This window comes from Rhodococcus sp. NPDC057529 (assembly GCF_042802055.1).
Taxonomy (GTDB): domain Bacteria; phylum Actinomycetota; class Actinomycetes; order Mycobacteriales; family Mycobacteriaceae; genus Rhodococcus_F.
Map to the genome: position 1 here is coordinate 212,407 of NZ_JBHVEY010000011.1, position 22,411 is coordinate 234,817.

Annotated in this window: 21 protein-coding genes and 1 pseudogene; 10 read left to right on the forward strand and 12 right to left on the reverse strand. The window is 67.6% G+C overall.

Going from position 1 to position 22,411, the window contains the following annotated elements; genetic code table 11:
- Positions 1 to 8: 8 nt before the first annotated feature.
- The 3 genes from ACFU5V_RS22920 to ACFU5V_RS22930 all read right to left on the reverse strand — a co-directional run bounded on the left by ACFU5V_RS22920 (position 9) and on the right by ACFU5V_RS22930 (position 1,712).
- Entirely contained in the window at positions 9 to 386 is a 378-nt protein-coding gene (locus ACFU5V_RS22920) for a J domain-containing protein (RefSeq protein WP_378702130.1), read from the reverse strand.
- A 530-nt stretch (positions 387 to 916) separates the two neighbouring features.
- Complete coding sequence (locus ACFU5V_RS22925; RefSeq protein ID WP_378702132.1) at positions 917 to 1,252, reverse strand: hypothetical protein; 336 nt, start codon at positions 1,250 to 1,252, stop codon at positions 917 to 919.
- Between the two features lie 40 nt (positions 1,253 to 1,292).
- A complete protein-coding gene (locus ACFU5V_RS22930; protein ID WP_378702321.1) occupies positions 1,293 to 1,712 on the reverse strand; it encodes an Hsp20/alpha crystallin family protein in 420 nt (139 codons plus the stop codon).
- A 127-nt stretch (positions 1,713 to 1,839) separates the two neighbouring features.
- Here ACFU5V_RS22930 and ACFU5V_RS22935 point away from each other — a divergent pair.
- Together ACFU5V_RS22935 and ACFU5V_RS22940 are read left to right on the forward strand one after the other, a co-directional pair.
- Positions 1,840 to 2,175 (forward strand): annotated as a pseudogene (locus ACFU5V_RS22935) (MerR family transcriptional regulator); the annotation flags it as partial.
- Between the two features lie 347 nt (positions 2,176 to 2,522).
- Positions 2,523 to 2,675: a hypothetical protein gene (locus ACFU5V_RS22940; RefSeq protein ID WP_219453847.1), complete on the forward strand. Its 153-nt coding sequence runs from the start codon at positions 2,523 to 2,525 to the stop codon at positions 2,673 to 2,675.
- Positions 2,676 to 3,377: 702 nt separating this feature from the next.
- Here ACFU5V_RS22940 and ACFU5V_RS22945 read toward each other — a convergent pair.
- From ACFU5V_RS22945 to ACFU5V_RS22965, 5 genes are all read right to left on the reverse strand, one after another.
- A complete protein-coding gene (locus ACFU5V_RS22945) occupies positions 3,378 to 3,671 on the reverse strand; it encodes a type II toxin-antitoxin system RelE/ParE family toxin (protein ID WP_378702134.1) in 294 nt (97 codons plus the stop codon).
- Positions 3,668 to 3,919 carry a type II toxin-antitoxin system ParD family antitoxin gene (locus ACFU5V_RS22950; RefSeq protein ID WP_378442491.1) on the reverse strand — a complete coding sequence of 84 codons (252 nt, stop codon included), beginning with the start codon at positions 3,917 to 3,919 and terminating at the stop codon, positions 3,668 to 3,670. The genes ACFU5V_RS22945 and ACFU5V_RS22950 overlap by 4 nt, the downstream gene beginning before the upstream one ends.
- A gap of 158 nt (positions 3,920 to 4,077) precedes the next feature.
- Positions 4,078 to 5,694 (reverse strand): amidohydrolase, encoded by a 1,617-nt coding sequence (locus ACFU5V_RS22955; RefSeq protein WP_378702136.1) that lies wholly within the window; start codon positions 5,692 to 5,694, stop codon positions 4,078 to 4,080.
- Complete coding sequence (locus ACFU5V_RS22960) at positions 5,695 to 7,188, reverse strand: sodium:solute symporter (protein WP_378437287.1); 1,494 nt, start codon at positions 7,186 to 7,188, stop codon at positions 5,695 to 5,697.
- Positions 7,185 to 7,442 (reverse strand): DUF3311 domain-containing protein, encoded by a 258-nt coding sequence (locus tag ACFU5V_RS22965; protein ID WP_378702138.1) that lies wholly within the window; start codon positions 7,440 to 7,442, stop codon positions 7,185 to 7,187. Before ACFU5V_RS22965 ends, ACFU5V_RS22960 begins: the two co-directional genes overlap by 4 nt.
- 176 nt (positions 7,443 to 7,618) lie before the next feature.
- On the opposite strand from ACFU5V_RS22965, the gene ACFU5V_RS22970 reads away from it, so the two are divergent.
- The 4 genes from ACFU5V_RS22970 to ACFU5V_RS22985 all read left to right on the forward strand — a co-directional run bounded on the left by ACFU5V_RS22970 (position 7,619) and on the right by ACFU5V_RS22985 (position 12,511).
- Positions 7,619 to 8,800, forward strand: a complete 1,182-nt coding sequence (locus tag ACFU5V_RS22970) for a PucR family transcriptional regulator (protein ID WP_378702140.1) — start codon at positions 7,619 to 7,621, stop codon at positions 8,798 to 8,800.
- Positions 8,801 to 8,897: 97 nt separating this feature from the next.
- Positions 8,898 to 9,683 carry an IclR family transcriptional regulator gene (locus ACFU5V_RS22975; RefSeq protein ID WP_378702142.1) on the forward strand — a complete coding sequence of 262 codons (786 nt, stop codon included), beginning with the start codon at positions 8,898 to 8,900 and terminating at the stop codon, positions 9,681 to 9,683.
- Positions 9,684 to 9,875: 192 nt separating this feature from the next.
- A complete protein-coding gene (locus ACFU5V_RS22980; RefSeq protein ID WP_378702144.1) occupies positions 9,876 to 11,147 on the forward strand; it encodes a hydroxyacid-oxoacid transhydrogenase in 1,272 nt (423 codons plus the stop codon).
- Positions 11,144 to 12,511 carry an MFS transporter gene (locus ACFU5V_RS22985; protein WP_378702146.1) on the forward strand — a complete coding sequence of 456 codons (1,368 nt, stop codon included), beginning with the start codon at positions 11,144 to 11,146 and terminating at the stop codon, positions 12,509 to 12,511. Before ACFU5V_RS22980 ends, ACFU5V_RS22985 begins: the two co-directional genes overlap by 4 nt.
- A gap of 51 nt (positions 12,512 to 12,562) precedes the next feature.
- Here the strand turns inward: ACFU5V_RS22985 and ACFU5V_RS22990 are convergent, their stop codons facing one another.
- Positions 12,563 to 13,318: a TSUP family transporter gene (locus ACFU5V_RS22990; RefSeq protein WP_378702148.1), complete on the reverse strand. Its 756-nt coding sequence runs from the start codon at positions 13,316 to 13,318 to the stop codon at positions 12,563 to 12,565.
- Between the two features lie 163 nt (positions 13,319 to 13,481).
- On the reverse strand, positions 13,482 to 15,290 hold the full coding sequence (gene xsc, locus ACFU5V_RS22995) for a sulfoacetaldehyde acetyltransferase (protein ID WP_378702150.1): 1,809 nt from the start codon (positions 15,288 to 15,290) through the stop codon (positions 13,482 to 13,484).
- Between the two features lie 198 nt (positions 15,291 to 15,488).
- Here xsc and ACFU5V_RS23000 point away from each other — a divergent pair, with 198 nt between their 5' ends.
- From ACFU5V_RS23000 to ACFU5V_RS23015, 4 genes are read left to right on the forward strand one after another with little or no spacing between them, the layout of a single operon-like run.
- A complete protein-coding gene (locus tag ACFU5V_RS23000; protein WP_378702152.1) occupies positions 15,489 to 16,322 on the forward strand; it encodes an IclR family transcriptional regulator in 834 nt (277 codons plus the stop codon).
- 10 nt (positions 16,323 to 16,332) lie between these two features.
- Positions 16,333 to 17,301, forward strand: coding sequence for an AAA family ATPase (locus ACFU5V_RS23005; protein ID WP_378702154.1), 969 nt, complete (start codon positions 16,333 to 16,335; stop codon positions 17,299 to 17,301).
- A gap of 10 nt (positions 17,302 to 17,311) precedes the next feature.
- On the forward strand, positions 17,312 to 19,021 hold the full coding sequence (locus tag ACFU5V_RS23010) for a cobalt chelatase (protein ID WP_378702156.1): 1,710 nt from the start codon (positions 17,312 to 17,314) through the stop codon (positions 19,019 to 19,021).
- 42 nt (positions 19,022 to 19,063) lie between these two features.
- Positions 19,064 to 19,747: a phosphonatase-like hydrolase gene (locus ACFU5V_RS23015; protein ID WP_378702158.1), complete on the forward strand. Its 684-nt coding sequence runs from the start codon at positions 19,064 to 19,066 to the stop codon at positions 19,745 to 19,747.
- A gap of 48 nt (positions 19,748 to 19,795) precedes the next feature.
- On the opposite strand, the gene ACFU5V_RS23020 is transcribed toward ACFU5V_RS23015, so the two are convergent.
- Both ACFU5V_RS23020 and ACFU5V_RS23025 read right to left on the reverse strand, forming a co-directional pair.
- The gene (locus ACFU5V_RS23020) at positions 19,796 to 20,821 is read right to left on the reverse strand and encodes a glutamate ABC transporter substrate-binding protein (protein WP_378702160.1); all 1,026 of its coding nucleotides are present in this window, start codon (positions 20,819 to 20,821) and stop codon (positions 19,796 to 19,798) included.
- A gap of 37 nt (positions 20,822 to 20,858) precedes the next feature.
- The gene (locus tag ACFU5V_RS23025; protein WP_378702162.1) at positions 20,859 to 22,406 is read right to left on the reverse strand and encodes an amino acid permease; all 1,548 of its coding nucleotides are present in this window, start codon (positions 22,404 to 22,406) and stop codon (positions 20,859 to 20,861) included.
- Between the last annotated feature and the right edge of the window lie 5 nt (positions 22,407 to 22,411).

The window sequence follows — 22,411 nt, forward strand, 5'->3', positions numbered from 1 at the left end:
GCGCCCGGTCAGTGGTGCCAGCGCACCGGGCCGATCCGCACGGTGATGCCGAACATGCGGCGGGCCGCGGGACGCGGCACGATCCGCACGCGAATCCGGGGTGGGTCGGGTGCCGGTGGTGGCGGGGCCCGCCGCTGCCGGCCGGGGTCAGCGCCCCGGAGGAGGTCGGTGTGGTCGTGGGCGGCGCGGCGGCCCGGGTCGCGCAGCAGGGTATAGGCGGCGAGGATCTGTTGCAGGTGTTCGTCGGCACCGGGGTCCGCGGGCCCCGGTCCGCGGGTGTCGGGGTGGTGTCGGCGGAGCAGGCGCCGGTAGGCGCGGGCGATCTCGGACTGGGAGGCCGCGGGGGTCAGTCCCAGTACCCGGTACGGATCTCGGTCAATGCTCATCGTCTTACATTCCTCGCCACGTCGTCTTCCGTGGCGTTGGTCGTGTCCACGCCCCTCTCACGTGCGTGGTCGGATCGGAGGTCGGCGCCGCGCGTACGCGGCGGCCCTGGCTGCTGTTCGGGTACGCGTCCGGGTCGCCGGATGGGGTGGCCTCGCCGGCGCTGCGAGTCCGCCTGCGGCACCGCTCATCTCTGCCGGTTCCCCGCGTGCGGGGGTTCGTCGCGGGTGTGGCGTCGTGTGCGTGGCGGGTGCCGGAGCCGGGGCGGCCGACGTCGAAAGGGTGCCATCGTCAATGGCGATGCGCCCGAACATCATCGCTGTGGTGTGGTGGCGCCGGTGTGTCCCGTCGGTGGGTCGGCGGCCCCGGATCGGTGCAGTGTGCCGGGGGTTCGCCGCGCCGTGTCCGCGTAGTGGACAGGTGACGGAGACGCGGCGGCGGTCGAACCGGTCCGTGGAATTCGTTGCGGTGTCGCCTCACTCCTTTCGTGATCGTTCTCGAGCGGTTCCGGTCGCATCCGTCGATCCGTGTGTCACCGCGGGTGTTCGAGTCGCATCCCGGCCACCGCCCCGGTGGGCTCGCTTCCGCCGGGTGGTGAGCGCTGGGTGGCCCGGATCTGCGGGGCCGGGGGAGCGGTCACCGGCCACCCCGACCACCGGGGACGCGGCCGATGCCACGGACCGGACCGTGCGGTGGCCATCGTCGCGAGCAGGACCGCGGCCTGCGGGGTGAGCGCGTCGGCGAGGATGCGATCCGAATCGGCGACGAGCAGCTCGTAGTCCAGCTCGTGCCACGGCCGCACCACAGCGCGTGCGATGCGCGGTGAGCCGGTGCCGGGTGCTGCGGTGACCATGATCGCCGGGGTCATCGATGTTCACCCCCTCCTGGGAGGGCTGTCACGGCGTGGGTCAGGCGGTGACGGCCCTGCGCTCGGAATGGTTGCTGATCTCGATCTTGCGGGGTTTGGCCTTCTCCGCGATCGGGATCGTCAACCGCAGCACCCCGGCGTCGTAGGACGCCTCGATCTTGTCCGCATCGAGGTTCTCGCCGAGGAACAGCTGCCGGCTGAACACCCCACGCGGGCGCTCGGAGGCCACCATCTCCTGCTTGTCGTCGAGCCCGAGCCGCTGCGCCCGCACGGTCACGGTGTCGCGTTCGACGTCCAGATCGATCGATTCCACCTGCACGCCGGGCAGGTCGAACTCCACCACGAACCGGTCATCCTCGCGCCAGGCGTCCATCGGCATCACCGCCGGCCGTGCCGCGGTGCCGAGGATCTGCTGCGTCAGACGGTCGAGGTCGCGGAACGGATCGGTGCGCATCAACATCGTCTCCACCTCCAGAAACCCTCTCATCTCAACAATTAAACTCCAGCAGATGCTGTAGATTCGGTATGGCATTTGTCATAGACTATGACAAGAGTTTGGGCGAGATATTTTCCGATCGGAGCACGGCATGACCCCAGAATCCGAGCGCGACACCGAGATCCGCTCCCGGCGCGGGGTGTACGGCATCTCGGTGGCCGCCGAACTGTCCGGATTCGGGATCGCGGCGCTGCGGTTGTACGAGGAGTACGGGCTGCTCACTCCGGCCCGCACCGGGGGTGGTACCCGTCGCTACAGCGACGACGACCTGGTCCGGCTCCGGCGGATCGCCGAACTCATCGACGCCGGCGTCAACCTGGTCGGTATCGGCCACGTCCTCGACCTCGAGCGCCGTACCGGGGAACTCGAAGCCGACAACGCCCGTCTGGAAACCGACAACGCCCAGCTGCGCGCGCAACGACCACCACCGCCGTGACGGGCCGCGCCAGGCCTCGTCGAGTGGGCGATCCCCGACCGTTCGACCGGCGGATCATGGTGTCTGCGGCGCGGTCGGACGGCGACGTCCGGGCGCCGGAGCCTCAATGCACCGGTGACGAGGGCGGCCCCACCGCGGACGATGCCGAACCCGAACATCCAGAACAGCACGATGGACAGGGCACCGAACATGATCGCCGCACCGGACAGGCGCGTCCCGAGGCGCGGAGTGGGAGCCGCCGGGGGGAATTGCGCGCGGGTTCGGAGGCGAACGGACGGGCGGCGGTGGTCATGATCCTCCTTCAACGGGTGCCGGAGTTGAGGGGGAGGTGTGCTGCTGTGCGCCACGACGATCGACATCAGCAGCAACAGTTCGGCGATCCCACGGTCGAGGCCCCGCTGGTGCTGGGTGAACCGGTGCGCTGGCCGGAGCCGAGCCCGCTGGCCAACTGGTGGCAGCAGATACTGTTCGGTGAACGGGAGGCGATGTGAGAACCATGCCCGCCGCACACCGTTTTCTCTTGCAGCCGTTGCGATCACGTGTACCGGTCGCGGGAGGTGGAGCGGTCCTTCGCCGCCGCGATGGCCCGGTTGAACGGGTGGGAGATCGGTGACGGTGTCCTGTGTCCCGGCTGCGCCTCGATCGGCGCGGTCACGACCTGACGGTCAGGTCGACGAGGCGGAGGTGCGGCGCGATCTGGTGCGCGGCGTCTGCCTCGCTCACTTCGCCGCAGTGGGCGACGCCGTCCGTGCCGGTACCGCAAACCGGGCCAGTCGGGTCAGTACCTCAGGCCACTGAGGGCCGAAAGATGTAGACCTCTTGGCGTGGTGTCCAGGTGTGCTTCCCGGCGTCCACGGCCGCTACGACTCGGTTGTTTCCGTCGCGCCACGTGTCCTTGATCAAGGCGCCGTGCGTGATGGGGGACGTACGGCTCCCCACCACAAGATCGCCTTGGCGGACTTCTCGCGCCTGGACCTTCACTGGTTTGTCCTGCATGCTGCGGACCCTACTCCCTTGGCCGTCGGCACATCGGACGTAAGGGAGGTCGGCGAGAGCGATTATCGGGCCGACGTCACCGCCGCAGCCGGTGCACCGTTGGTGACGGTGTAGTTCCTCGGCCGTGCCAGTCGTGGCGAGCGTCCAGTCCGCGAAACTGTTTGTCGCTGATCTTGATTCCCTTATCGGTAGGCGCCTCAGAGGTGTCGGTCGACGTCCATGCGCTGATGCAGGACACGCACGACATCGACGTCGCCCTCGGCGGTGACCCGGTAGAACAACATGTGTGCCCCGACGGCGAGTTTGCGATAGCCGGTTCGGATCTCGTCACAGGGCCGACCGACCAGCGGATTCGCGGCGGCGCGTTCGATGCCGCGCTGAAGTTCCCGTAGGTACTCCTCGGTCTGGTCGACGTCCCAGCGGTCGGCGGTGTCGTCCCAGTTGTGTTCGAGGTCGGCCTGAGCGGCGGGGGAGAGCAGAAATCGGCTCACCGGCGGCGCGGCTCCTGCGCGCGTTTGCGGGCAAGGAAGGCGTCGAAGTCGAACGGCGTCGAGGGGCCGCTCCGTTCGCCGTCCGCCAGCGCCTGTCGCAGCGCGCCCAGGTGGGTTTCGCGGTCTTCCAGCAGCCGCAGGGCCGACCGGACGACGTCACTGGCGGACCGGTAGCGACCCGACGCAACCTCGTTCTCGATGAACGTGCTGTAGTGCTCGTCGAGACTGAAGGACGTGTTCTTACCCATGACCCGATGGTACCAATTCTTGGTATATCGCACACGGGGTCTTCACGACCAGGCCGTAGTGCAGGGCGAAGGAGACCACCCCGGGGTGCGGACGGCGATGTCGGTGACCACCGACATCGCCGGTCCTGCTGCCACGAGTTCCATTGCAGCTGAAACACTTACACCCGGGCTGGGCGCATGTCCGCCGATTCGCCGTCGATCATCACCATTGCCGGACGGGGTGTGTCGACGGTGCCGTCGCCGAGGTCGCGAAGGCTGCCGTCGAGCGCCACCAGGTCCGCGCGACGACCGGCGGTCAGGGTGCCGACGCGAGTCTCGTCGTGTACCAGGTAGGCGCTGTCGACGGTCATGGCCCGGATCGCGCGATCCACTCCGATCCGCTGGTTCCCGCCGAGCACGGTGCCGCCCCGCGTCATCCTGGTGACCGCGGTGCGGATGGTCGCCAGCGGGTCCATCGGCGTGATCGGGCAGTCCGAATGCAACCCGAATCGCAGACCCAGGTCGTCGGCGCAGGCGAGGGGATCCATGTCGGCGGCCCGCTCGGCGCCGAGGAAGCGGTCGCGGTGGCGATCGCCCCAGTAGAAGACGTGGTTGACGAAGAAACTCACCCCGAGTTCGGCTTCCCGGATCGCGGCCAGGTCGCTCGGTGCGCTCACCTGGCAATGTTCGATGCGGTGCCGTCCCACCCGGCCGTCGGTGGCCTGCGCCCGCCGCAGCGACGTGATGGCGGCGCCGACGGCGGCGTCGCCGTTGGCGTGCACGGCGACCTGGCCACCCGCGCGGTGCACCCGCAGGATCATCTCGTCGAGTTGCTCCTGCGGATAGAGCAGGTCGCCGTGATGACCGGGGTCGCAGGCGTACGGGGCGCGGAGTGCGGCGGACAGTCCCTGGATCGATCCGTCGGCCCAGAATTTCGCGCCCGCCAGCCGGAAGTGCGCTCCGGCCGCGGGTGCGTGCTCGAACGTGACCCGTCGGTCGTCGAGGGCCTGCAGCGCGAGGTCGCCGCGGAGGAACCCGACGACGTGGACCGGTAGCTCACCCGATGCGTCCAGTGAGCGGTAGGCGGCCAGTTCCTGCTCGCCCGCCGACAGACCCACCCCGAGATCGTGGATGGTGGTGATTCCCCGTGCTCGCGCCGACTGCAGGCTGCGGAGCAGGGCACCGTTGACCTCCTGTTCGGTCAGCGCGGGAACGGCCGCGGTGAGCCTCGACACCGCGTCGATTTCCCACGCCATCCCGGTCAGCCGACCGTCGTCCCCGCGGGGGAACAGCGGGTCGTCTACCGGCACCGTCGACTCGTCGATGCCCGCCGCCGCGAGTGCCGCGGTGTTGGCGACGGCGAAATGCCCGCAGATGTGCAGCACGATGACCGGCCTGTCGGTGCTGACCGCGTCGAGATCCGTCCGGGTCGGGTGCCGTCCCTCGGCGATCTGGGTGTCGTCGTAACCCCACCCGCGGATCCAGCCGCTGCCGCCGGCCGAGGCACGCAGCGCCTGCTGAATGTCGGCGATCGACCGGCACGGTGGCGTCCGGCAGTCCGCCCAGCCGTCCGTGAGACCGGCGTACGTGGGGTGGATGTGCGACTCGATGAGCCCCGGGATCACCGTGGCGCCGGGCAGGTCGACGCGGCGGGCGTCGATCCCGGCACAGTCGGCCATGTCCTTCGCGGTGCCGGTGGCGAGCACGCGGTCGTCGGCGATGACCAGCGCTTCGACGGTCGGCGACAAGGGGTCCTGGGTGTGGATCGCGTCGGCGGTGAGCAGTGTTCGGGACATTCAGGCACCTACTTGGCTGGGAGTGGCCGTGGATTCCACGGCGGCGGGTGTGCGACCTTCGGTGCGAAGGCCGCGGACGGGGTCGGTGGCAGGCCAGAACAACCGCGTCGCCACCACGAACAGAATGTTGAGGATCAGGGCGGCCGCGCCGAGATTGACACCGTGCTCGGCGAGCCACACGGACACGGGACCGTGCTTGTCGAGATACAGCCACAGCACGACGACGTCTCCGAGCACCACGCCCATCGCGAGGGCGGACGGGCGCAGCTTCCAGCCGAAGACCATCGTCGCGAACACCACGGCGGCCTGTGTGACGCCGTAGTACGCGGTGTTGACCAGGGTCAGCAGGAGCTGAGGTGTCGCGAGGGTCAGCAGGAGCGAGATCGCCAGATACGCGACGACGACTCCGCGTACCCAGATCCGCTGGCGGGATTCGGGGATCCCGGGAATGATGTTGCGCGACACGATCGCACCGATGCCGAGGGCCGCCCCGCACAGCACCACGATCGCGCAGAGGGCCGCGCCGCCCGCGACGACGCCGGTCAGCCAGTCGGGCAACAGTTGTCGCGACAACTGCAGGAGCACCTGGTCGGATTCGGTTCCCTCGAGTTTGGTCGGCAGCAGCGTGATCGCGCCGAACGCGGCGGCGACGAGGAACGGGTACATCAGCATGTACAGAGGATTGAACTTGGCGACCCGCTTGATCGTCGCCTCGGATTTCGCCGCGAGCACGGCCTGCACGATGATCGGGAAGATGAAGAACCCCACCGATTGGAACACGATGGTCGTCAGGACGAACGTCAGCGACGACCCGGTGACCGTGGAATGCGAGGCCGAGCCGCCACCACTGGCTGCCGCCGCGGCGAACAGCTTCTCGGTGCCACCGGTCTCGATCACTGCCGCCAGTCCGATCAGGACGGCGCCGAGCAGCAGGGCGGTGTCCTTCACGTAGGACACGAACGCGGGGGCGCGCACCCCGGACAACATGAGGAACAGCAGCGCGAGGGCCGCTCCCGCGAAGACGGCGACGGTGGGATCGATGGAGATCCCCAGCCCGGTGAGCGCGATCTGCAGTCCGGCGAGCTGAAGCTGACCCCACGGGATGAGGAATACGACCGACGCAATGGCGATCGTCAATTCCAGTCCCCGCGAACGGAAGTGGCGTCCGGCGACGTCGGGCAACGTCATGGCGCCGTACCGCTTGCCTGCCCGCCACAGGTACGGCGCGAAGAAGTATCCGATCGGGTAGGCCAGCAGGATGTAGCCGATGAACCAGACGCCGTAGCTCGCGCCGTGCGCGTACACGCCGCCGGGGAACCCGATCAGGGTGCCGATGCTGTACGCCTCACCCGCCCCCAGGATGAAGACCAGCAGCGGACCGAACGACCGGCCACCCACCAGGTAGTCGGAGATCTCCTTCTTGCTGCCGCGCCGCGACAGCACACCCGCCCCGAGGGCGAGGATCAGCACGAGCGTGAAGAACGCCGCGGTCATGACTGTTCTCCGATCCCACTGCCCGCAGCGGCGGATTCGGCGCGTTCGGCAGCTTCGAAGTCTGTGCGGTCGAACAGCTTCCACGCGAGATGGAGGCACAGCGAGGTGAGCGGCATCCACAGGAACAACCACGCGAACAGGATCGGAACTCCGAAGACCGCGGCCGTGGACCCGGACAGGGCCACGATGCCGCCCAGAACCCCGGCGAACGGGACACCTATCGCGAGTAAGGCGCTTTTTGCCTCGTTGGACATGATTGTTGGGCTCCTATTCTGACTGCGTCGACCGGCGACGCGGTGTGGTCCGGTGCCGATCGACGTGCACTCTGGCACTAGTGTGGTCCGAGTCACTCCCCGCGGGCCATGGGCGAATCCCGGAAAACGCCGAAGCGGTTCGTGAATTTCACGGGAGTGTGGAATGCGAGGGGAATGTGCCCGAGTCCGCGGGTGAAGACACGATCCAGCGGTTGTGCCGGCAGGTCTCGGAGGAGATCGAGTCGGTAACCGACCGATCGGTGCGTCAGATCCGCGCCGAGTTGCAGTCGTACGCTGCCGTTCCGATCGACGAACAGCACGAGTACATCGCCCGGCAGCTCGCGGCGACGCTGCGCGCCCTCGCCGAGAGCGAGCCACTCGCCGACGACGTCCTCGAGCGTTCCCGTCAGCTCGGCCGGCGCCGGGCCATGCAGGGATTACCCCTGTCCGATGTCATCGAGACGTATCACATCGCGTCCCGCGAACTGTGGAACACGATGGTCGCCAGAGCGGCCGAACCGACCACCGACCTGTTGCGTGCAGGCGGCATGATGTGGGATCTCGTCCACACCGCCACCAGCGCGGTCGCCGTCGGACACACCGACGCGACCCGAAGCGAACAGGCCATCCGCGCGGGCGTGCGGTACCGATTCTTCGAGGCACTCGCGAGGTCCCGCGACGGCGACGACCGTGACGTGCGCGAGCTGGCGGAGGCGCTCGGGTTCACACCGCAAGACGGGTTTCGAGCGGTGTGCGTCGCGGCGGAGGAGTGGTCGGAAGCGCAGCTCGAGCGGCTGCAACGCACCCTGGACGCGATCCCGGGGACGACCCAGTGCAGTGGGCACGCCGCCGTCATCGTCGCCCTGAGCCAGCACGCACCGATCGACGACATCATCCGCGAGGTCCGGCTCGGCCACCCGGGCACCACCGTCGGTGTCGGATTGGACCGCCCCGGCCTGGCCGGTGCGGCGATGAGCATCACCGACGCGCGGCGGGTCCTGCAACTGGCGTCCCCCACCGGCGCCGTGGTCCGATTCGCCGACGAATGGGTCGCCGCGACGCTGGCAGACCATCGCGCCGAACTCACCACGCTGCTGGAACCGGGGGCCACCGTCGCCGCCGACCACCCGCACCTCGTCGAGGCGGTGTCGGCATTCGCCCGCAACGGCTTCTCCATCAGCGCGGCCGGCCGGGACATCCACCTCCACGCGAACTCCATCACCTACCGGCTCGACCGCTGGCAACAGCTGACCGGCTGGGATCCCCGGACCCTCGACGGCCTGCAGCGCTCGGTGTTGAGTCTCGGACTGTTCCACCGCGATTCGGGCGACACGGCCCCCGACATCGCGGGAGAATAGCGGTCCACCAGCCCGAACCGCGACGAGATCCGGGCCTCGGTCATCCACCGAGCGGGTAACATCGATTCGCCGGCAGGTCGGACGAGGATGGGATTGCGTGGTGAGCGAGGAACTGCCCGCGGGCACACAATCCGTCGGACGTGCGCTGGCCGTGCTCAAGTTGCTCGCATCGTCCGCCGACGAACTCACCGGCAGTGCCATCGCGGCGGAACTCCGGTTGTCGTCCGGTACCGCCAACAGACTCATCCGGGCCCTGATCGCCGAGGGTCTCGTAGCGCGGAATCCGATGTCCGACAGCTACTACCTCGGCAGCGGAACGGTACTGCTCGGTCAGGCCGCGCAGCGCGGGTTCGGCATGGACAAGGCGCTACCCATCCTGGAGCAACTCAATGCCGAGACCCAGGAATCCGTGAACCTCTCCATCCGCCAGGGGTCGGAATCGGTGGTGATGATGCGGGTGCAGTCGACGCTCCCGTTGCGGTTCGAGCAGCACACGGGCGCCCGGTTTCCGCTGTACACGACGGCGTCGGGCAAGGCGATCCTGGCGTTCTCGTCACACGCCGAGACGTACGTCGAGTCGCTTCCGGCCACGCTCGCCAAGGTCACTCCGCACAGCTTGAGCACTCCCCGTGAACTGTCGGAGCAACTCCGGGAGATCCGGGTCCGCGGGTACAGCATCGACGAGCAGGAGAACGTCGAGGGTGTGCGTTGCGTCGGCGCACCCATCCTCGACGCGGACGGATACGCGCAGGCAGCGCTGGTGATTCAGGTCCCCACCGTCCGGATGCCCAAGTCGAGGGTCCGGACGCTCGGGGACCGGATTGTCCAGGCGGCGAAGGAAGTATCCCAATTCGTCCCGGTCAACCGGGCGATGTCTCACTGACCGAAAACTCTTCCACGGCCCGGGTGTTCGTCGCGGCCGGAACCGGTGTCGTTCCGTGCCGTCGCGATCCGCCCTGTGCTGGATCCGTCAGATTCTTCTTGTGAGGCACTTCACATATCCACGTTGCTGGCCTATCGTCGGTTCACAGTGTGGGGACTATCCCTACATTGTGACAGCGAAGGAGTCTCAACGATGTACCGATCGAACGAGAACGAGAGCGTCTTCACCTGGGCAGCACCCCCACTGAAATTCGGTATCGGCGCTTTGGACGAGGTCGGCGCCGAGCTGTCCGCACGGGGATCGGAATCCTGTCTGGTGATCACCGACCCGGGCGTTCGCAACACCGGGATCCCCGACCGCATCCGTGATCAGCTGCTCGCCGCAGGCATCAAGGCGGACGTATTCGACGGCGTCGCAGTGGAACCCACGGACGAAAGCATCGACGAGGCCGTCGCATTCGCCCGCGAACGGGAGTGGGACTCCTACATCGCAGTGGGCGGGGGTTCCGCGATCGACACCGCGAAAGCCGTCAACCTCCTCACCACACACCCCGGGGAACTGCTCGACTACGTGACCCCGCCCATCGGCGGAGGTACGGCGCCGTGGCTTCCCCTCAAACCCCTGATCGCCATACCGACCACCGCGGGCACCGGATCGGAATCGACGACGATCTGCGTCATCGACTTCCTCGGCCTGCACTTGAAGGCCGGGGTCAGTCATGCCGCGTTGCGACCGACGCTCGCCATAGTCGATCCCCTGACCACCGTCACGCTGCCCTCGCAGGTCACCGCTGCGAGCGGGATGGATGTGCTCTCCCACGCGCTCGAGAGCTACACCAGCGTCCGGTTCGACGCCAAACCTGCGCCCGAAGACCCGATGAAGCGCCCCGCCTTCTGCGGTTCCAACCCCATCAGCGACACCTGGTGCGAGCAGGCCCTGTCGTTGGTGGGGAAGTACCTGCGACGCGCGGTGATGAACGGGCGGGACCTGGAAGCTCGCTACCAGATGGCGCTGGCCTCGACCTCGGCAGGCACCGGGTTCGGTAACGCGGGCACCCATCTGCCCCACGCCAATGCGTACCCGGTCGCCGGCGCCGTCGAGAACTACCAGGCCGAGGGTTATCCTCCGATGCCGATGGTGCCGCACGGTCAGGCCGTATCCGCCACTGCCGCGGCAGTTTTCCGATGGACCTACCCGAGCGACCCCGGCAGGCACCTGCGGGCGGCCGAGCTCCTCTCCGGCCGGACGTTCACGGCCACCGACGGAGCGGACGCGCTCGCGCACGTACTGAGCGAGCTGATGACCGATATCGGAATGCCCTCGGGATTGCGAAGCTTCGGCTACGGGGAGGAGCACCTGGCGACGCTGGTGGATGGCACGATGAAGCAGACACGTCAGCTGGCGGTCGTGCCCCGGCCGGTGACGAGGGACGCCCTCACCCACATATTCCGGGAGTCGTTGTGACCACTCCGCGAGACACCGACAAGGAACCCTCGAAATCCGAGATCCGTACCGTCGTCGCCTCGAGCATCGTCGGGACGACAGTGGAGTGGTACGACTTCTTCCTCTACGGCATCGCCGCCGGCCTGGTGTTCGACAAGCTGTTCTTCCCCAGTTCGGATCCGATCGTCGGCACATTGCTCGCGTTCGCGACGTTCGCGATCGGATTCATGGCCCGTCCGTTCGGCGGTCTGATCTTCGGTCACATCGGCGACCGCATCGGCCGGAAGAAGACCCTGGTCGCGACCATGATGATCATGGGTGTGGCGACGTGCCTGATCGGACTGGTCCCCACGTACGCGACGATCGGGATCACCGCGCCGATTCTGCTGGTGGTGCTCCGGCTCGCACAGGGGGTCGCGATCGGCGGCGAATGGGGCGGTGCCGTCCTGATGGCCGTCGAATACGCACCCCGCGGTAAGCGCGGGTTCTACGGAAGCCTGCCGCAGATCGGTCTCGCCATCGGCCTGATGTTGGGCACGGGTGTCTTCGCGGCACTCAACTCGACCCTGTCCGAGGCCGCATTCCTGGACTGGGGTTGGCGGATCGCCTTCATGCTCAGCGCGATCCTGGTGGCGGTCGGCCTGTTCATCCGCCTGAAGGTCATGGAAACCCCCGCCTTCCGCAAGCTCGAGACGGTGGAGGAGAAGGCCACCGTGCCCGCTCTGGAACTGATCAAGAGCCCGCAGTCGCGGCGAAACATGGTGCTGGGAATGGGAAGTCGATGGGCCGAGGGTGTGGCCTTCAATACGTGGGCGGTATTTGCGATCGCCTACGGCACCGGCACGCTGCACCTCAGCCGTCAAACCCTGCTTCTGGCAGTGATGGCGGCGGCTGCGACCATGATCGTCTTCATTCCCGTCTTCGGAAAGGTCGCCGACCGGTACGACCGCAGGCACGTGTTCGCGGCGGGCAGCGTGATCCTCACGGCTGCAGCCTATCCCGCTTTCGTGCTCATCGGCACCGGAGATACCGCCGTCATCGTCATCACCATCGTGCTGGTCCTCGGCGTCCTCTATCCGATCGTCTACGCCCCCGAGTCCTCGCTGTTCGCGGAACTCTTCCCCACCCGAGTCCGCTACAGCGGAATCTCCGTCGTCTACCAGCTGTCGGGAATCGTCGCGTCCGGTCTGACACCGCTCGTGCTCGCGTCCCTCCTCGGCTCGGCGAGCGGAGGACTCTCCCTGATCATGGGATACATCGTTGCGGTGGGAGCTGTCAGCACACTGTGCACGCTCGCAATCCGCCGCCGGGACCTCTACACGGAGGACCGGGACGGCAGTTCACACCCTGACAACGCCGCCATGTCGCACACACCCGCGACCTGACACCAAACCTGCTGTGGCCCCGCCTCGGTCTACCGGGAGCGGGGCCTCGGTCTACCGCAACGCCACCTGCACGAGGACGGCGGCGCCGAGGAAGCCGAGCAACCACAGCACCCGCTGGCGGACCTGGTGGGCGGTGGTGCGGTCGAACATCCATTTCCCCGCGGCGGCGCCGAACATGCAGAGCGGTGTGAACAGAGCGATCTGCGCGAGGACGGGCACCGTGAGGAGGCCGCCGGCGGCCGAGCCCGCTGCTCCGAAGGCGTCGATGACGAGGAAGAACACGACGAGCGAGGCGCGTCCGGCGGCCACGTGGGTGGACGCGGAGAAGTACATGAGGACGGCGGGCGGGCCGCCGAGGGCGAAGCCGCCGTTGAGGAGCCCGGACGCCACTCCTGTCGCGGCGGTGACACCGGGGCCCGGCAGCGACTGCCGGTCGGAGACGGCGGCCATGGCGACGGCGGATCCGATGATGGCGACACCGAGCAGTACGCGCACCAGGTCACCGGACAGTTGCGTGAGCGCCCACATGCCGAGCGGCATTCCGATCAGGGTGCCTGCGAACAACCAGCGCAACGACTTCCAGTGCACCTGCCGCCACACCTGGGGCAGCATCGCCGCGCTGGCGACGACCTCGAGGACGAACACGGTGGGTATCACGGACGTCGGCGGGAGCAGGACGACGAGTCCGGCGACCCACACCATTGCACCGCCGAAACCCCCGAAGCCGCGGACGACTCCGCCGGCCACCACGATGCCGAGCGCGAAGAGGAGGGCGGGCAACGACAGATCCCACACCGTTGCCGCCATACCCTGTTGCTCCGCTTCCGTTCGTCGTGGTCTCCGTCAGAAGTGTGGGGGTCGCGGCCGCGAACCGACAGGTCCAGACGGCGTCGGATCGTCGGTACCAGGACCGCACGGGACGTGGCCCCCGGCGTGATCGCCGGAGGCCACGTGCTGGCAGCGGGTGGATTTACACGTAATCCTTGTACTTGTCGAGCAGGCGAACCGGCTTCGACAGCGCGTCGCGGCGGAAGGGGTCGCCGAGTTCGCGGGTGCACATGATCTCGATGACCGTGGTCTTGCCCTCGTTCATCTGTGCGGCGACCGCGCGCTGCAGCGCGGGACCGACCTCTTCGAGTTTGTCGACGACGATGCCCTCGGCTCCCATCGCCTGCGCGATTCCGGCGAAGGATTCGCTCTCGAGTTCACCGGCGACGAAGCGGCGGTTGTAGAAGTCGACCTGGTTCTTCTTCTCCGCGCCCCACTGCCGGTTGTGGAACACGACGGCCGTGACGGGGATGTCGTGCCGGACGGCCGTCATGACCTCGCCCAGGCTCATGCCCCAGGCGCCGTCGCCTGCGTAGGCGATGGCGGGCCGTTCCGGTGCCGCGGCCTTCGCGCCGATGACGGTCGGCAGTGCGTAACCGCAGTTACCGAAGCTCATCGGGGCGAGGAAGCTGCGCGGCTTCTCGAAGCGGAGGTAGCTGTTGGCGACGGAGTTGATATTGCCGATGTCGGTGGAGACCATCACGTCTTCCGGCATCGCCTTCTCCAGCTCACGCAGCACCTGACGCGGGTGCAGCCAGTTGCCGTCCTCGCCTTCCTGTTCGGCGATCATGTCGAGGCTGAACGGGTCGCGCTCGTGGGTCCACTCGTCGAGTTCCTTCTCCCACGCCGCCTTCTCGGCTTCGATCTTCTTGCTGCGCTCCTCGCGGTTGGCATCACACGCGAGGGCCTTGCCCTCGAGCCGCTCGGTGAGCGCGACGGCAGCGGCCTTCGCGTCGCCGCAGATTCCGACCGAGACCTTCTTGACCAGGCCGAGCATCTTGTGGTCGGCGTCGATCTGGATGATCTTGGCGTTCTTCGGCCAGTAGTCCATGCCGTGCTGCGGGAGGGTGCCGAAGGGGCCGAGGCGGGTGCCGAGGGCGAGCACGACGTCGGCCTGGCTGATCAGCTTCATCGCGGCCTTCGAGCCCTGGTAGCCGAGCGGTCCGGTCCACAGCGGGTGGCTGGCGGGGAACGAGTCGTTGTGCAGGTAGCTGTTGACGACGGGGGCACCGAGACGCTCGGCGAGTACCTTGCACTCGTCGACGCCGTCGGCCATCACCACGCCGCCGCCGGACACGATGACCGGGAACTTGGCCTGCGCCAGCAGTTCCGCCGCCTCGTTCAGGCTCTGCTCCCCGCCGGGGCCACGGTCGAGGCGGGTGGGCCGCGGGATCTCCGTCTCGATTTCGCCGTAGAAGAAGTCGCGGGGGATGTTGAGCTGCGTCGGGCCCATCTCGGACATCGCGCGGTCGAAGCAGCGGCCGGTGAACTCGGCCATGCGCTTGGGGTTGTTGACGTGGCCCTGGTACTTCGTGAACTCCTGGAACATCGGCAGCTGGTTGGCTTCCTGGAAGCCGCCCAGGCCCGTTCCCATGGTGCCGGCCTCGGGGGTGACGATGACGACGGGGCTGTGCGCCCAGAATGCGGCGGCGATCGCCGTGACGCAGTTGCTGATGCCCGGGCCGTTCTGCCCGATGACCATGCCGTGACGTCCGCTGACGCGGGCGTATCCGTCGGCCATGTGTCCGGCGCCCTGCTCGTGCACGACCGGGACGAGCCGGATGCCTGCGGGAGCGAAGATGTCCATCGCGTCCATGAAGGCCGATCCCATGATGCCGAACATGTCGGTCACGCCGTTCGCGACCATCGTCTCGACGAACGCCTCCGACGGTGTCATCTTCTGTACGCCGGAAACAGCGGTGCGATCGGCACCGTTCTTCTTCTTGGTCATGTGTGATCCTCCTTCAGGGGCGCGCCGGAACCGGCCGAGAATGTCAAAAATCGGAACGTTTCGTTCGTGATTTTGTGATCTGCAGTGACAGTAGGCCACGTCACACGCTTCGTCAATGAATGTTCCCAAAACTGGAACCAGATGTATGATTTTTCGATACACGATGCGAAAGCGTCGCCGTTCTGCCTAGGAGGAACCGTGGGTGAGATTCACCGGATCGACGAGTCGAACGGACACCCGACGACGGAGCTACCCGGAGACACACCGACGCTCCGCCTGTTCGCGCTGCTCGAGATGATCGCGTCCAAGGACCAGCTGTTCACGTTGCAGGGGCTCGTCGAGGAGACGGGCATGGCCAAGCCGACCCTGCACCGCATGCTGCAGCAACTCGAGGGGGCCGGACTCCTCACCCGGCAGAACAACGGCAGGCACTACGGCACCGGCGTGCGCCTGCGCCGCTTCGCCGAGAACCTGCTGCTCAACGACACCCACCACGGCGCGCGGCACGCCATCCTCCGCAACCTCGTCGCGGAACTCGGCGAAAGCTGCAACGTGACCACCCTGTCGGGCAGCGAGGTGGTGTACCTCGACCGCGTGGAAACCTCCGAGCCCCTTCGGTTTACACTCCATGCGGGGTCGCGGGTGCCCGCGCACTGCTCGGCGAGCGGCAAGATGATCCTGTCGCAACTCAGCCCCGCCCAGCGCCGGCGACTCCTCGGGCGGATGCCGCTCGAGCGGTACACCAACAAGACGGTCACCGACATCGAGCTGATCGAGACCGAACTCAAGCAGGTTCGCCGCGACGGCTACGCCATCGACGACGAGGAGTTCCTGCCCGGTCTCGTGTGCGCCGCGGTGCTCGTCCCCTGCGCCACAGGCAATTCCAATCTCTGCATCGCAGTCCAGGCCCCGGTCATGCGACTCACCCCCGACAAGGCGCTCAAGCTGCTCCCCGCGTTGCGGCGGGCGGCCGACGCCATCGGTGAGATCGAGAACGAGGTCCTGGACGACGGAACGGCAGACATGAACTGAAGGAGGGCACATGCCCGAAATGACCACTGCGGCACCCCGCCACGTGCTCTCCGCGCGTGAGCTGTTCGGACTCGACACCGATCTGACGGTGCGCGCCTTCCGCGAACCGGTCGACCACGTCCCCGACGTCGACCCCGCGTACCGGTTCGATCACGCGGTGACCACTGCCCTGCTCGCCGGGTTCGACCGCAACCGCCGGGTGATGGTGCAGGGACTGCACGGCACCGGCAAGTCCACGCACATCGAGCAGGTCGCGGCGCGGCTCAACTGGCCGTGCGTGCGGGTCAACCTCGACGGCCACCTCAGCCGGCTGGACCTGATCGGCAGGGACGCGGTCATCCTGCGAGACGGCAAGCAGGTCACCGAATTCCAGGAAGGCATCCTGCCCTGGGCGCTGCAGCGTCCCGTCGCCCTCATCCTCGACGAGTACGACGCCGGCCGCCCCGACGTCATGTTCGTCATCCAGCGTCTCCTCGAACGCGACGGCAAACTCACTCTGCTCGACCAGAACCGGGTGCTGACTCCGCATCCGGCGTTCCGGTTGTTCGCCACCGCCAACACGGTCGGCCTGGGCAACCTCAACGGGATGTATCACGGTGCGCAGCGACTCAATCACGCGCAGATCGACCGCTGGAACATCGTCGCGACGCTCGATCACCTGCCCGCGGAACAGGAGATCGAGATCGTGGCCGCGCGCGTGCCGTCCGTCGGGCGGTCGCTGATCGCGTCGATGGTGGCCGTGGCGAATTTGACCCGCATCGGTTTCCGGCTCGGCGACCTGTCGACGCTGATGTCGCCGCGCACGGTGATCACCTGGGCCGAGAACATCGAGATCTTCCACGACCCGGCGCTGGCGTTCCGGTTGTCGTTCGTCAACAAGTGCGACGAGGCCGAGCGGCCCATCGTCGCCGAGTACTTCCAGCGATGCTTCGACGAGGAACCCGAGTGGTCGGCGATGCTCGCGGCGAGCACGGCCTGAGCGGGCAGTGATGGCAGAACTGCCCGTGTGCCCCGAATCGGTCCGTCGTCGGCAGGAGGTTCGTGAACTCTGCGCCGGCAGCATCCGCGCTCTGACCGGTCAGGGTGAGTTGCATTTTCGCGGAACGGAACTCCATCGCGGACATCGGCGTGTGCCGATGCCCGCCCCGCACCTGCACCCGTCGTTCGACCGCGCCGACGTCGCCTCCTTCCGCGGTGCGGGCGACGGCATGGCGCTGCGACTGCTCCACACCGATCCCACACTGCACCGCACCCTGTGCCCGGAGGACACGCCGAGTCGGCTGATCTTCGACACTCTCGAACAGTTCCGCGTCGAATCGCTGGCCGCCGGCGCGTGGGACGGGGTGCGCGCGAATCTCGCCCACCGATTCTCGCGGTGGTCGCACGAGTTCGTGGCGTCCGGCCTGACGGAGACCGTGCACGGCATGCTGCTGTTCACGGTGATACAGATGTGCCGGGGACGGATCACCGCCGAGCCGATACCCGAGACAACGCAGGATCTGATCGAATCGACCCGGTTCGGCCTCGCCTCCGTTCTCGGCGAACAGCTTCCGCAGCTACGGCGAACCCGGCACTCGCAATCGGATTTCGCGGTGCATGCGCTGGCGATCGCCGACGTCATCGGCCGACGACTGGAGCAGGCCGCGGACGCGGACGAATCGGACGATACGAGGCGCGACCGCGCCGCAACCTTCTCCCTGATCTTCGACTTCGAGCCGGACGAGAACGACGCGTTCGCGACGGCCGCGTCGGGTCACAGCCGCGCGCTCGGTGACGGCGGAGACGGCTACCGCGTGTTCACCCGCGCCTACGACGAGACCCGGCAGATCACGTCCCTCGTCCGGCCCGAACTGCTCCGGGACTTCCGCCGGCGCCTCGACGCCGGCATCGAAGACAATCGCCTCAACGTCCGAAAACTCGGAAGGCAGCTGAAGACCCTGCTGTCCGAACCCGCCCGCGACGGCTGGGAGGGCGGCCGCGACGAGGGCTACATCGACGGTCGCCGGCTCGCGCAGCTCGTCACCTCGCCCACCGAACGCAGACTCTTCCGGGCCGAACGCACCGAACCGCGGAACGACACCACGGTGACGTTCCTCATCGACTGCTCCGGTTCGATGAAGAAGTTCAGCCAACCGGTCGCCGTCCTGGTCGACGTGTTCGCGCGGGCGCTGGAACTGGCCGACGCCCGGTGCGAGATCCTCGGCTTCACCACCACCGCATGGAACGGCGGCCGGGCCCGCAGGGACTGGCTCCGGTCCGGTCGCCCGGACGATCCGGGACGTCTCAACGAGGTCCGGCAGCTGGTGTTCAAGGACGCCGAGACCACCTGGCGCCGTGCGCGTCCCGCCATCGCGGGACTGCTGAAGGACGACCTGTTCAAGGAGGGCGTCGACGGTGAGGCGGTCGACTGGGCGTGCTCACGGATGCGCGACCGCGGCCCGGGCAGGAGGCTGCTGTTCGTGATCTCGGACGGCAGCCCACTCGACGGCGCCACCGCGCTGGCCAACGACGAGTTCTACCTGGACCACCACCTCCAGGTCGTGGTCGAACGGCACGAGGACGAACGCGCGGTCGAGGTCTACGGCCTGGGCGTCGGGCTGGATCTGAGCCCGTACTACGACCGTTGCCGGACGCTCGATCTGACGCACGGAACCAACAGCGACGTCATCGCCGACGTGCTGTCGATGATCGCCCACTGACAGGCGCGCCTGTGAGTGGCTCGACTGTGAAGGAGTCACCCCATGACCGAACCCCGGGTTTCGCTGGTCACCCTGGACATTGCCGGCACGAGCGTCGACGAGGGCGGCGCCGTGTACGTGGCGTTGCGCGACACCGTCGAGAACTACCTCGGCGGACCGATTCCGGACGACCGTTTCGACCGCTGGAAGGGCACGGGCAAGCGGCAGGCCATCGAGGGACTGCTGTGCGAGAGCGGAGCCCCGGCCGACACGGCCGTTCTCGACTCCGTCGAATCCGAGTTCACCGCAATGCTTCTCGGGGCGTACCGGAAGACACCTCCGACCGCACTGCCGGGAGTCCACGATGCGTTCGGCACCCTTCGGGAGCGCGGCGTCAAGATCGTTCTCCAGACCGGATACTCGCGCGAGATCGCACAGCCGCTCCTCGAGCAGGTCGGCTGGGAGATCGGGCGCGACATCGACGGCGTGATCACCAGCGACCAGGTGCGGATGAGCAGGCCGTCGCCGTATCTCATCTTCCGTGCGATGGAACTGGCGGGCGTGCAGAGCGTCGACGAGGTCCTGGTCGGCGGCGACACCCCCAACGATCTGCGCGCGGGCACGAACGCCGGGGCGCGGTATGTGGTCGGCGTCCTGACCGGCGCCCACGACTCTGCGACGCTGCGCCCGGAGCCTCACACGCACATCCTGGAGAGCGCCGCGAAGATCCCCGAACTGCTGGGCTGATCGACGAGTGCGGGCCGGTCCTGCCGCGCAGGGCCGGCCCGTGACCCGTCAGTCCCGGTAACTCGGCGCCGGCGGACCCGCCGTCGGCCCCAGCAGGCCCAACCACCGGTCGTACAGGCGATTCCACGTCCCGTCCTCGCGCATCCGTTCCAGGGTTCCGTTCACGAAGCGCACCAGAGCGTCGTTGTTCTTGTTCGCGACGACCCCGTACGGCTCCAGTTCCAGATTCGGGCCGACGATGTCGAGGTTCGGATCCTGCGCTGCGAGGCCTGCGAGGATGCTGTTGTCGGTGGTCGCCGCGTCGGCCTGGCCCAGTTGCAACGTGGTCAGGCAATCGTCCCAGTCGGGGACGGCCACGATCGTGGCTTCGGGTGCCACCCGCTGGATCGTGGCGAGGGACGTGGTGTCGATGAACGTGCACACCCGTTTGCCGGCCAGGTCCGCGGGAGAGGTGATGCCGGATCCCTCCGGTACGAGCAGTCGCTGGAACGCCTCGAAGTAGACGGACGAGAATCCGACCCGGGTGGCGCGCTCGCACGTGATGGACGTGGCGTGAACCACCAGGTCCACGTCGTTTCTTTCCAGTGCATCGAAGCGGCCGGCCGACGTCAGCAGACGGAATTCCACTTTGTCCGGGTCGCCGAAGAGGTCGCGGGCGATCTCCCGCGCCAGGTCCACGTCGAACCCCGACAGCGTGCCGGTCGACGGGTCCCGGAAGCTGAACAGGTTCGTGTTCTGGTCGGTTCCGACGATCAGCCGTCCCCGCGCGACGATCGCGGCCAGCGCCGACCCCAGCGGCGCTGTCTCCGGCCGCAGACCGGGGTCGGGCCGCAGACTCGACAGCGCGCCGCACGAGGAGGGATCCGGTGGGCGCGGCGGAACGACAGCCGTGGGCGGCAGGATCTCGGCACCGTCCGGGAGCGAGTACTGCGAATAGTCGCCGGCGGGGGGTGGGGGCAGCGCCGAGGGGGCCGCGCACGCCACGCCCACGACACCCAGCGACATTGCCGCGACGAGCCCCGCCCGGCACCGCAGGAGCGGGCCGGCCGGGGTTCGTCTCCACGACCTGGTCATCGGCTGTCACAGTTCGATCAGGTCACGGCACGGGTGTTCACGACTGCCTCCGGTGGTGGCGGTGAGAATTCGGCTCCTGTTGCGCCGCCGCGGCCAATTCGATGTCCGAGCCGCCGAGCGTCTCCACCGACTCGATGCGCTTCTCGGCCTGCGAGACGGACTCGTTCGCCGAACCGATCGGGGGAGCGGCGGACAGCGATTCGTCGTCGATGCCTGCCCTGCCGAGCCGCCTGCGCACCTCGTAGCTGATCAGAATGGCGATCAACGTCAGACCGCTCATGAGGAACTGCGAGCGGGTGCTCGGGAGGAAGGCCATCGCGAGGATGACCGTGGCCATCAGCGCGATGGTGGCGTAGCTGAGCCAGGGGAACAGCCACATCCGGAGTTGCAGTGCCGCGGGATCTTCGCGCTCGAGCCGCCGGCGGAGCACCACCTGGGAGACGGCGATCAACAGGTACACGAACAGCGCGACGGCGCCGTAGGAGTTGACGAGGAAGTTGAACACGATGTCGCCCCACACGTACGTGCAGGCGACCGAGATGTAGCCGATGGTCGTGCCGAGCAGAATCGCGCGACGCGGCACGCCGTTGCGGGAGAGCTTGGTGAAGAACTTGGGCGCATCGCCGTTCCGGGTGAGGGCGAACAACATTCGCGACGTGGTGTACAGCGCGGAGTTCAGGCAGGAGAGTACCGCGGTGAGGACGATGAAGTTCATGATCGTGGCGACGCCGGGAATCCCGAGGACCTCGAGCACCGACGCGTACGGACTGACACCGACGCTCTCGGTGTCCCACGGCTGGATCGTGACGACCACGAGAATCGACCCGACGTAGAACGTCACGATCCGCGCCACGATCGACCGCATGGCCCGGGCGACAGCACGTTTCGGTTCCTCCGACTCGGCGGCGGCGATCGTCACGATCTCGGCCCCGGTGTAGAAGGCGACGCAGGGGACGACCGCGGCGAGCACCGCACCCCAGCCCAGTGGGGTGAATCCGCCGTGACTGACGAGGTTGCCGAGCCCCGGCGTCGAATCGGGCCACAGCCCGGTGATCCAGAGGGCGCCCATCCCGAGGAACAGGACGATCGCGACCACCTTGATCGAGGAGAACCAGTACTCGAACTCGCCGTAGGAGCGGGCGGACACCATGTTGGTGGCCGTCAGCAGCAGCATCAGCCCCAGGCTCAGCATCCACAGCGGCACCATCGGGATCCACAGTTGCAGGATCCGGCCGCCGGCGATGGCCTCGACCGCAACGACGATGACGAAGAAGTACCAGTACATCCACCCCGTCGCGAACCCGGCCCGACGCCCCAGCGCCTGGCGGGCGTAGACGTAGAACGATCCGACCACCGGCCGGGCCACCGCCATCTCCGCCAGCATCCGCATGATCAGCAACGTGATGATGCCCGCGAGGAGGAAGGAGATGATCGCGGCAGGTCCCGCGCCGCCGATGACGACGCCGCTGCCCACGAACAGGCCGGCACCGATCACGCCACCGAGCGCGATCAGGTTCATGTGCCGGCGTTTCAGGCCTTTTCCGAGACCGGAACTGTCGGTGTGTTCGGGAACGGTACTGTCCACATTTC

Coding starts and splice junctions, on each gene's coding strand:
- ACFU5V_RS22920 (WP_378702130.1), bottom strand. CDS start 386: ATGAGCATTGACCGAGATCCGTACCGGGTACTGGGACTGACCCCCGCG.
- ACFU5V_RS22925 (WP_378702132.1), bottom strand. CDS start 1,252: ATGACCCCGGCGATCATGGTCACCGCAGCACCCGGCACCGGCTCACCG.
- ACFU5V_RS22930 (WP_378702321.1), bottom strand. CDS start 1,712: ATGTTGATGCGCACCGATCCGTTCCGCGACCTCGACCGTCTGACGCAG.
- ACFU5V_RS22950 (WP_378442491.1), bottom strand. CDS start 3,919: ATGGGTAAGAACACGTCCTTCAGTCTCGACGAGCACTACAGCACGTTC.
- ACFU5V_RS22955 (WP_378702136.1), bottom strand. CDS start 5,694: ATGTCCCGAACACTGCTCACCGCCGACGCGATCCACACCCAGGACCCC.
- ACFU5V_RS22960 (WP_378437287.1), bottom strand. CDS start 7,188: ATGACCGCGGCGTTCTTCACGCTCGTGCTGATCCTCGCCCTCGGGGCG.
- ACFU5V_RS22965 (WP_378702138.1), bottom strand. CDS start 7,442: ATGTCCAACGAGGCAAAAAGCGCCTTACTCGCGATAGGTGTCCCGTTC.
- ACFU5V_RS22980 (WP_378702144.1), top strand. CDS start 9,876: ATGTACCGATCGAACGAGAACGAGAGCGTCTTCACCTGGGCAGCACCC.
- ACFU5V_RS22990 (WP_378702148.1), bottom strand. CDS start 13,318: ATGGCGGCAACGGTGTGGGATCTGTCGTTGCCCGCCCTCCTCTTCGCG.
- xsc (WP_378702150.1), bottom strand. CDS start 15,290: ATGACCAAGAAGAAGAACGGTGCCGATCGCACCGCTGTTTCCGGCGTA.
- ACFU5V_RS23005 (WP_378702154.1), top strand. CDS start 16,333: ATGCCCGAAATGACCACTGCGGCACCCCGCCACGTGCTCTCCGCGCGT.
- ACFU5V_RS23010 (WP_378702156.1), top strand. CDS start 17,312: ATGGCAGAACTGCCCGTGTGCCCCGAATCGGTCCGTCGTCGGCAGGAG.
- ACFU5V_RS23015 (WP_378702158.1), top strand. CDS start 19,064: ATGACCGAACCCCGGGTTTCGCTGGTCACCCTGGACATTGCCGGCACG.
- ACFU5V_RS23020 (WP_378702160.1), bottom strand. CDS start 20,821: ATGACCAGGTCGTGGAGACGAACCCCGGCCGGCCCGCTCCTGCGGTGC.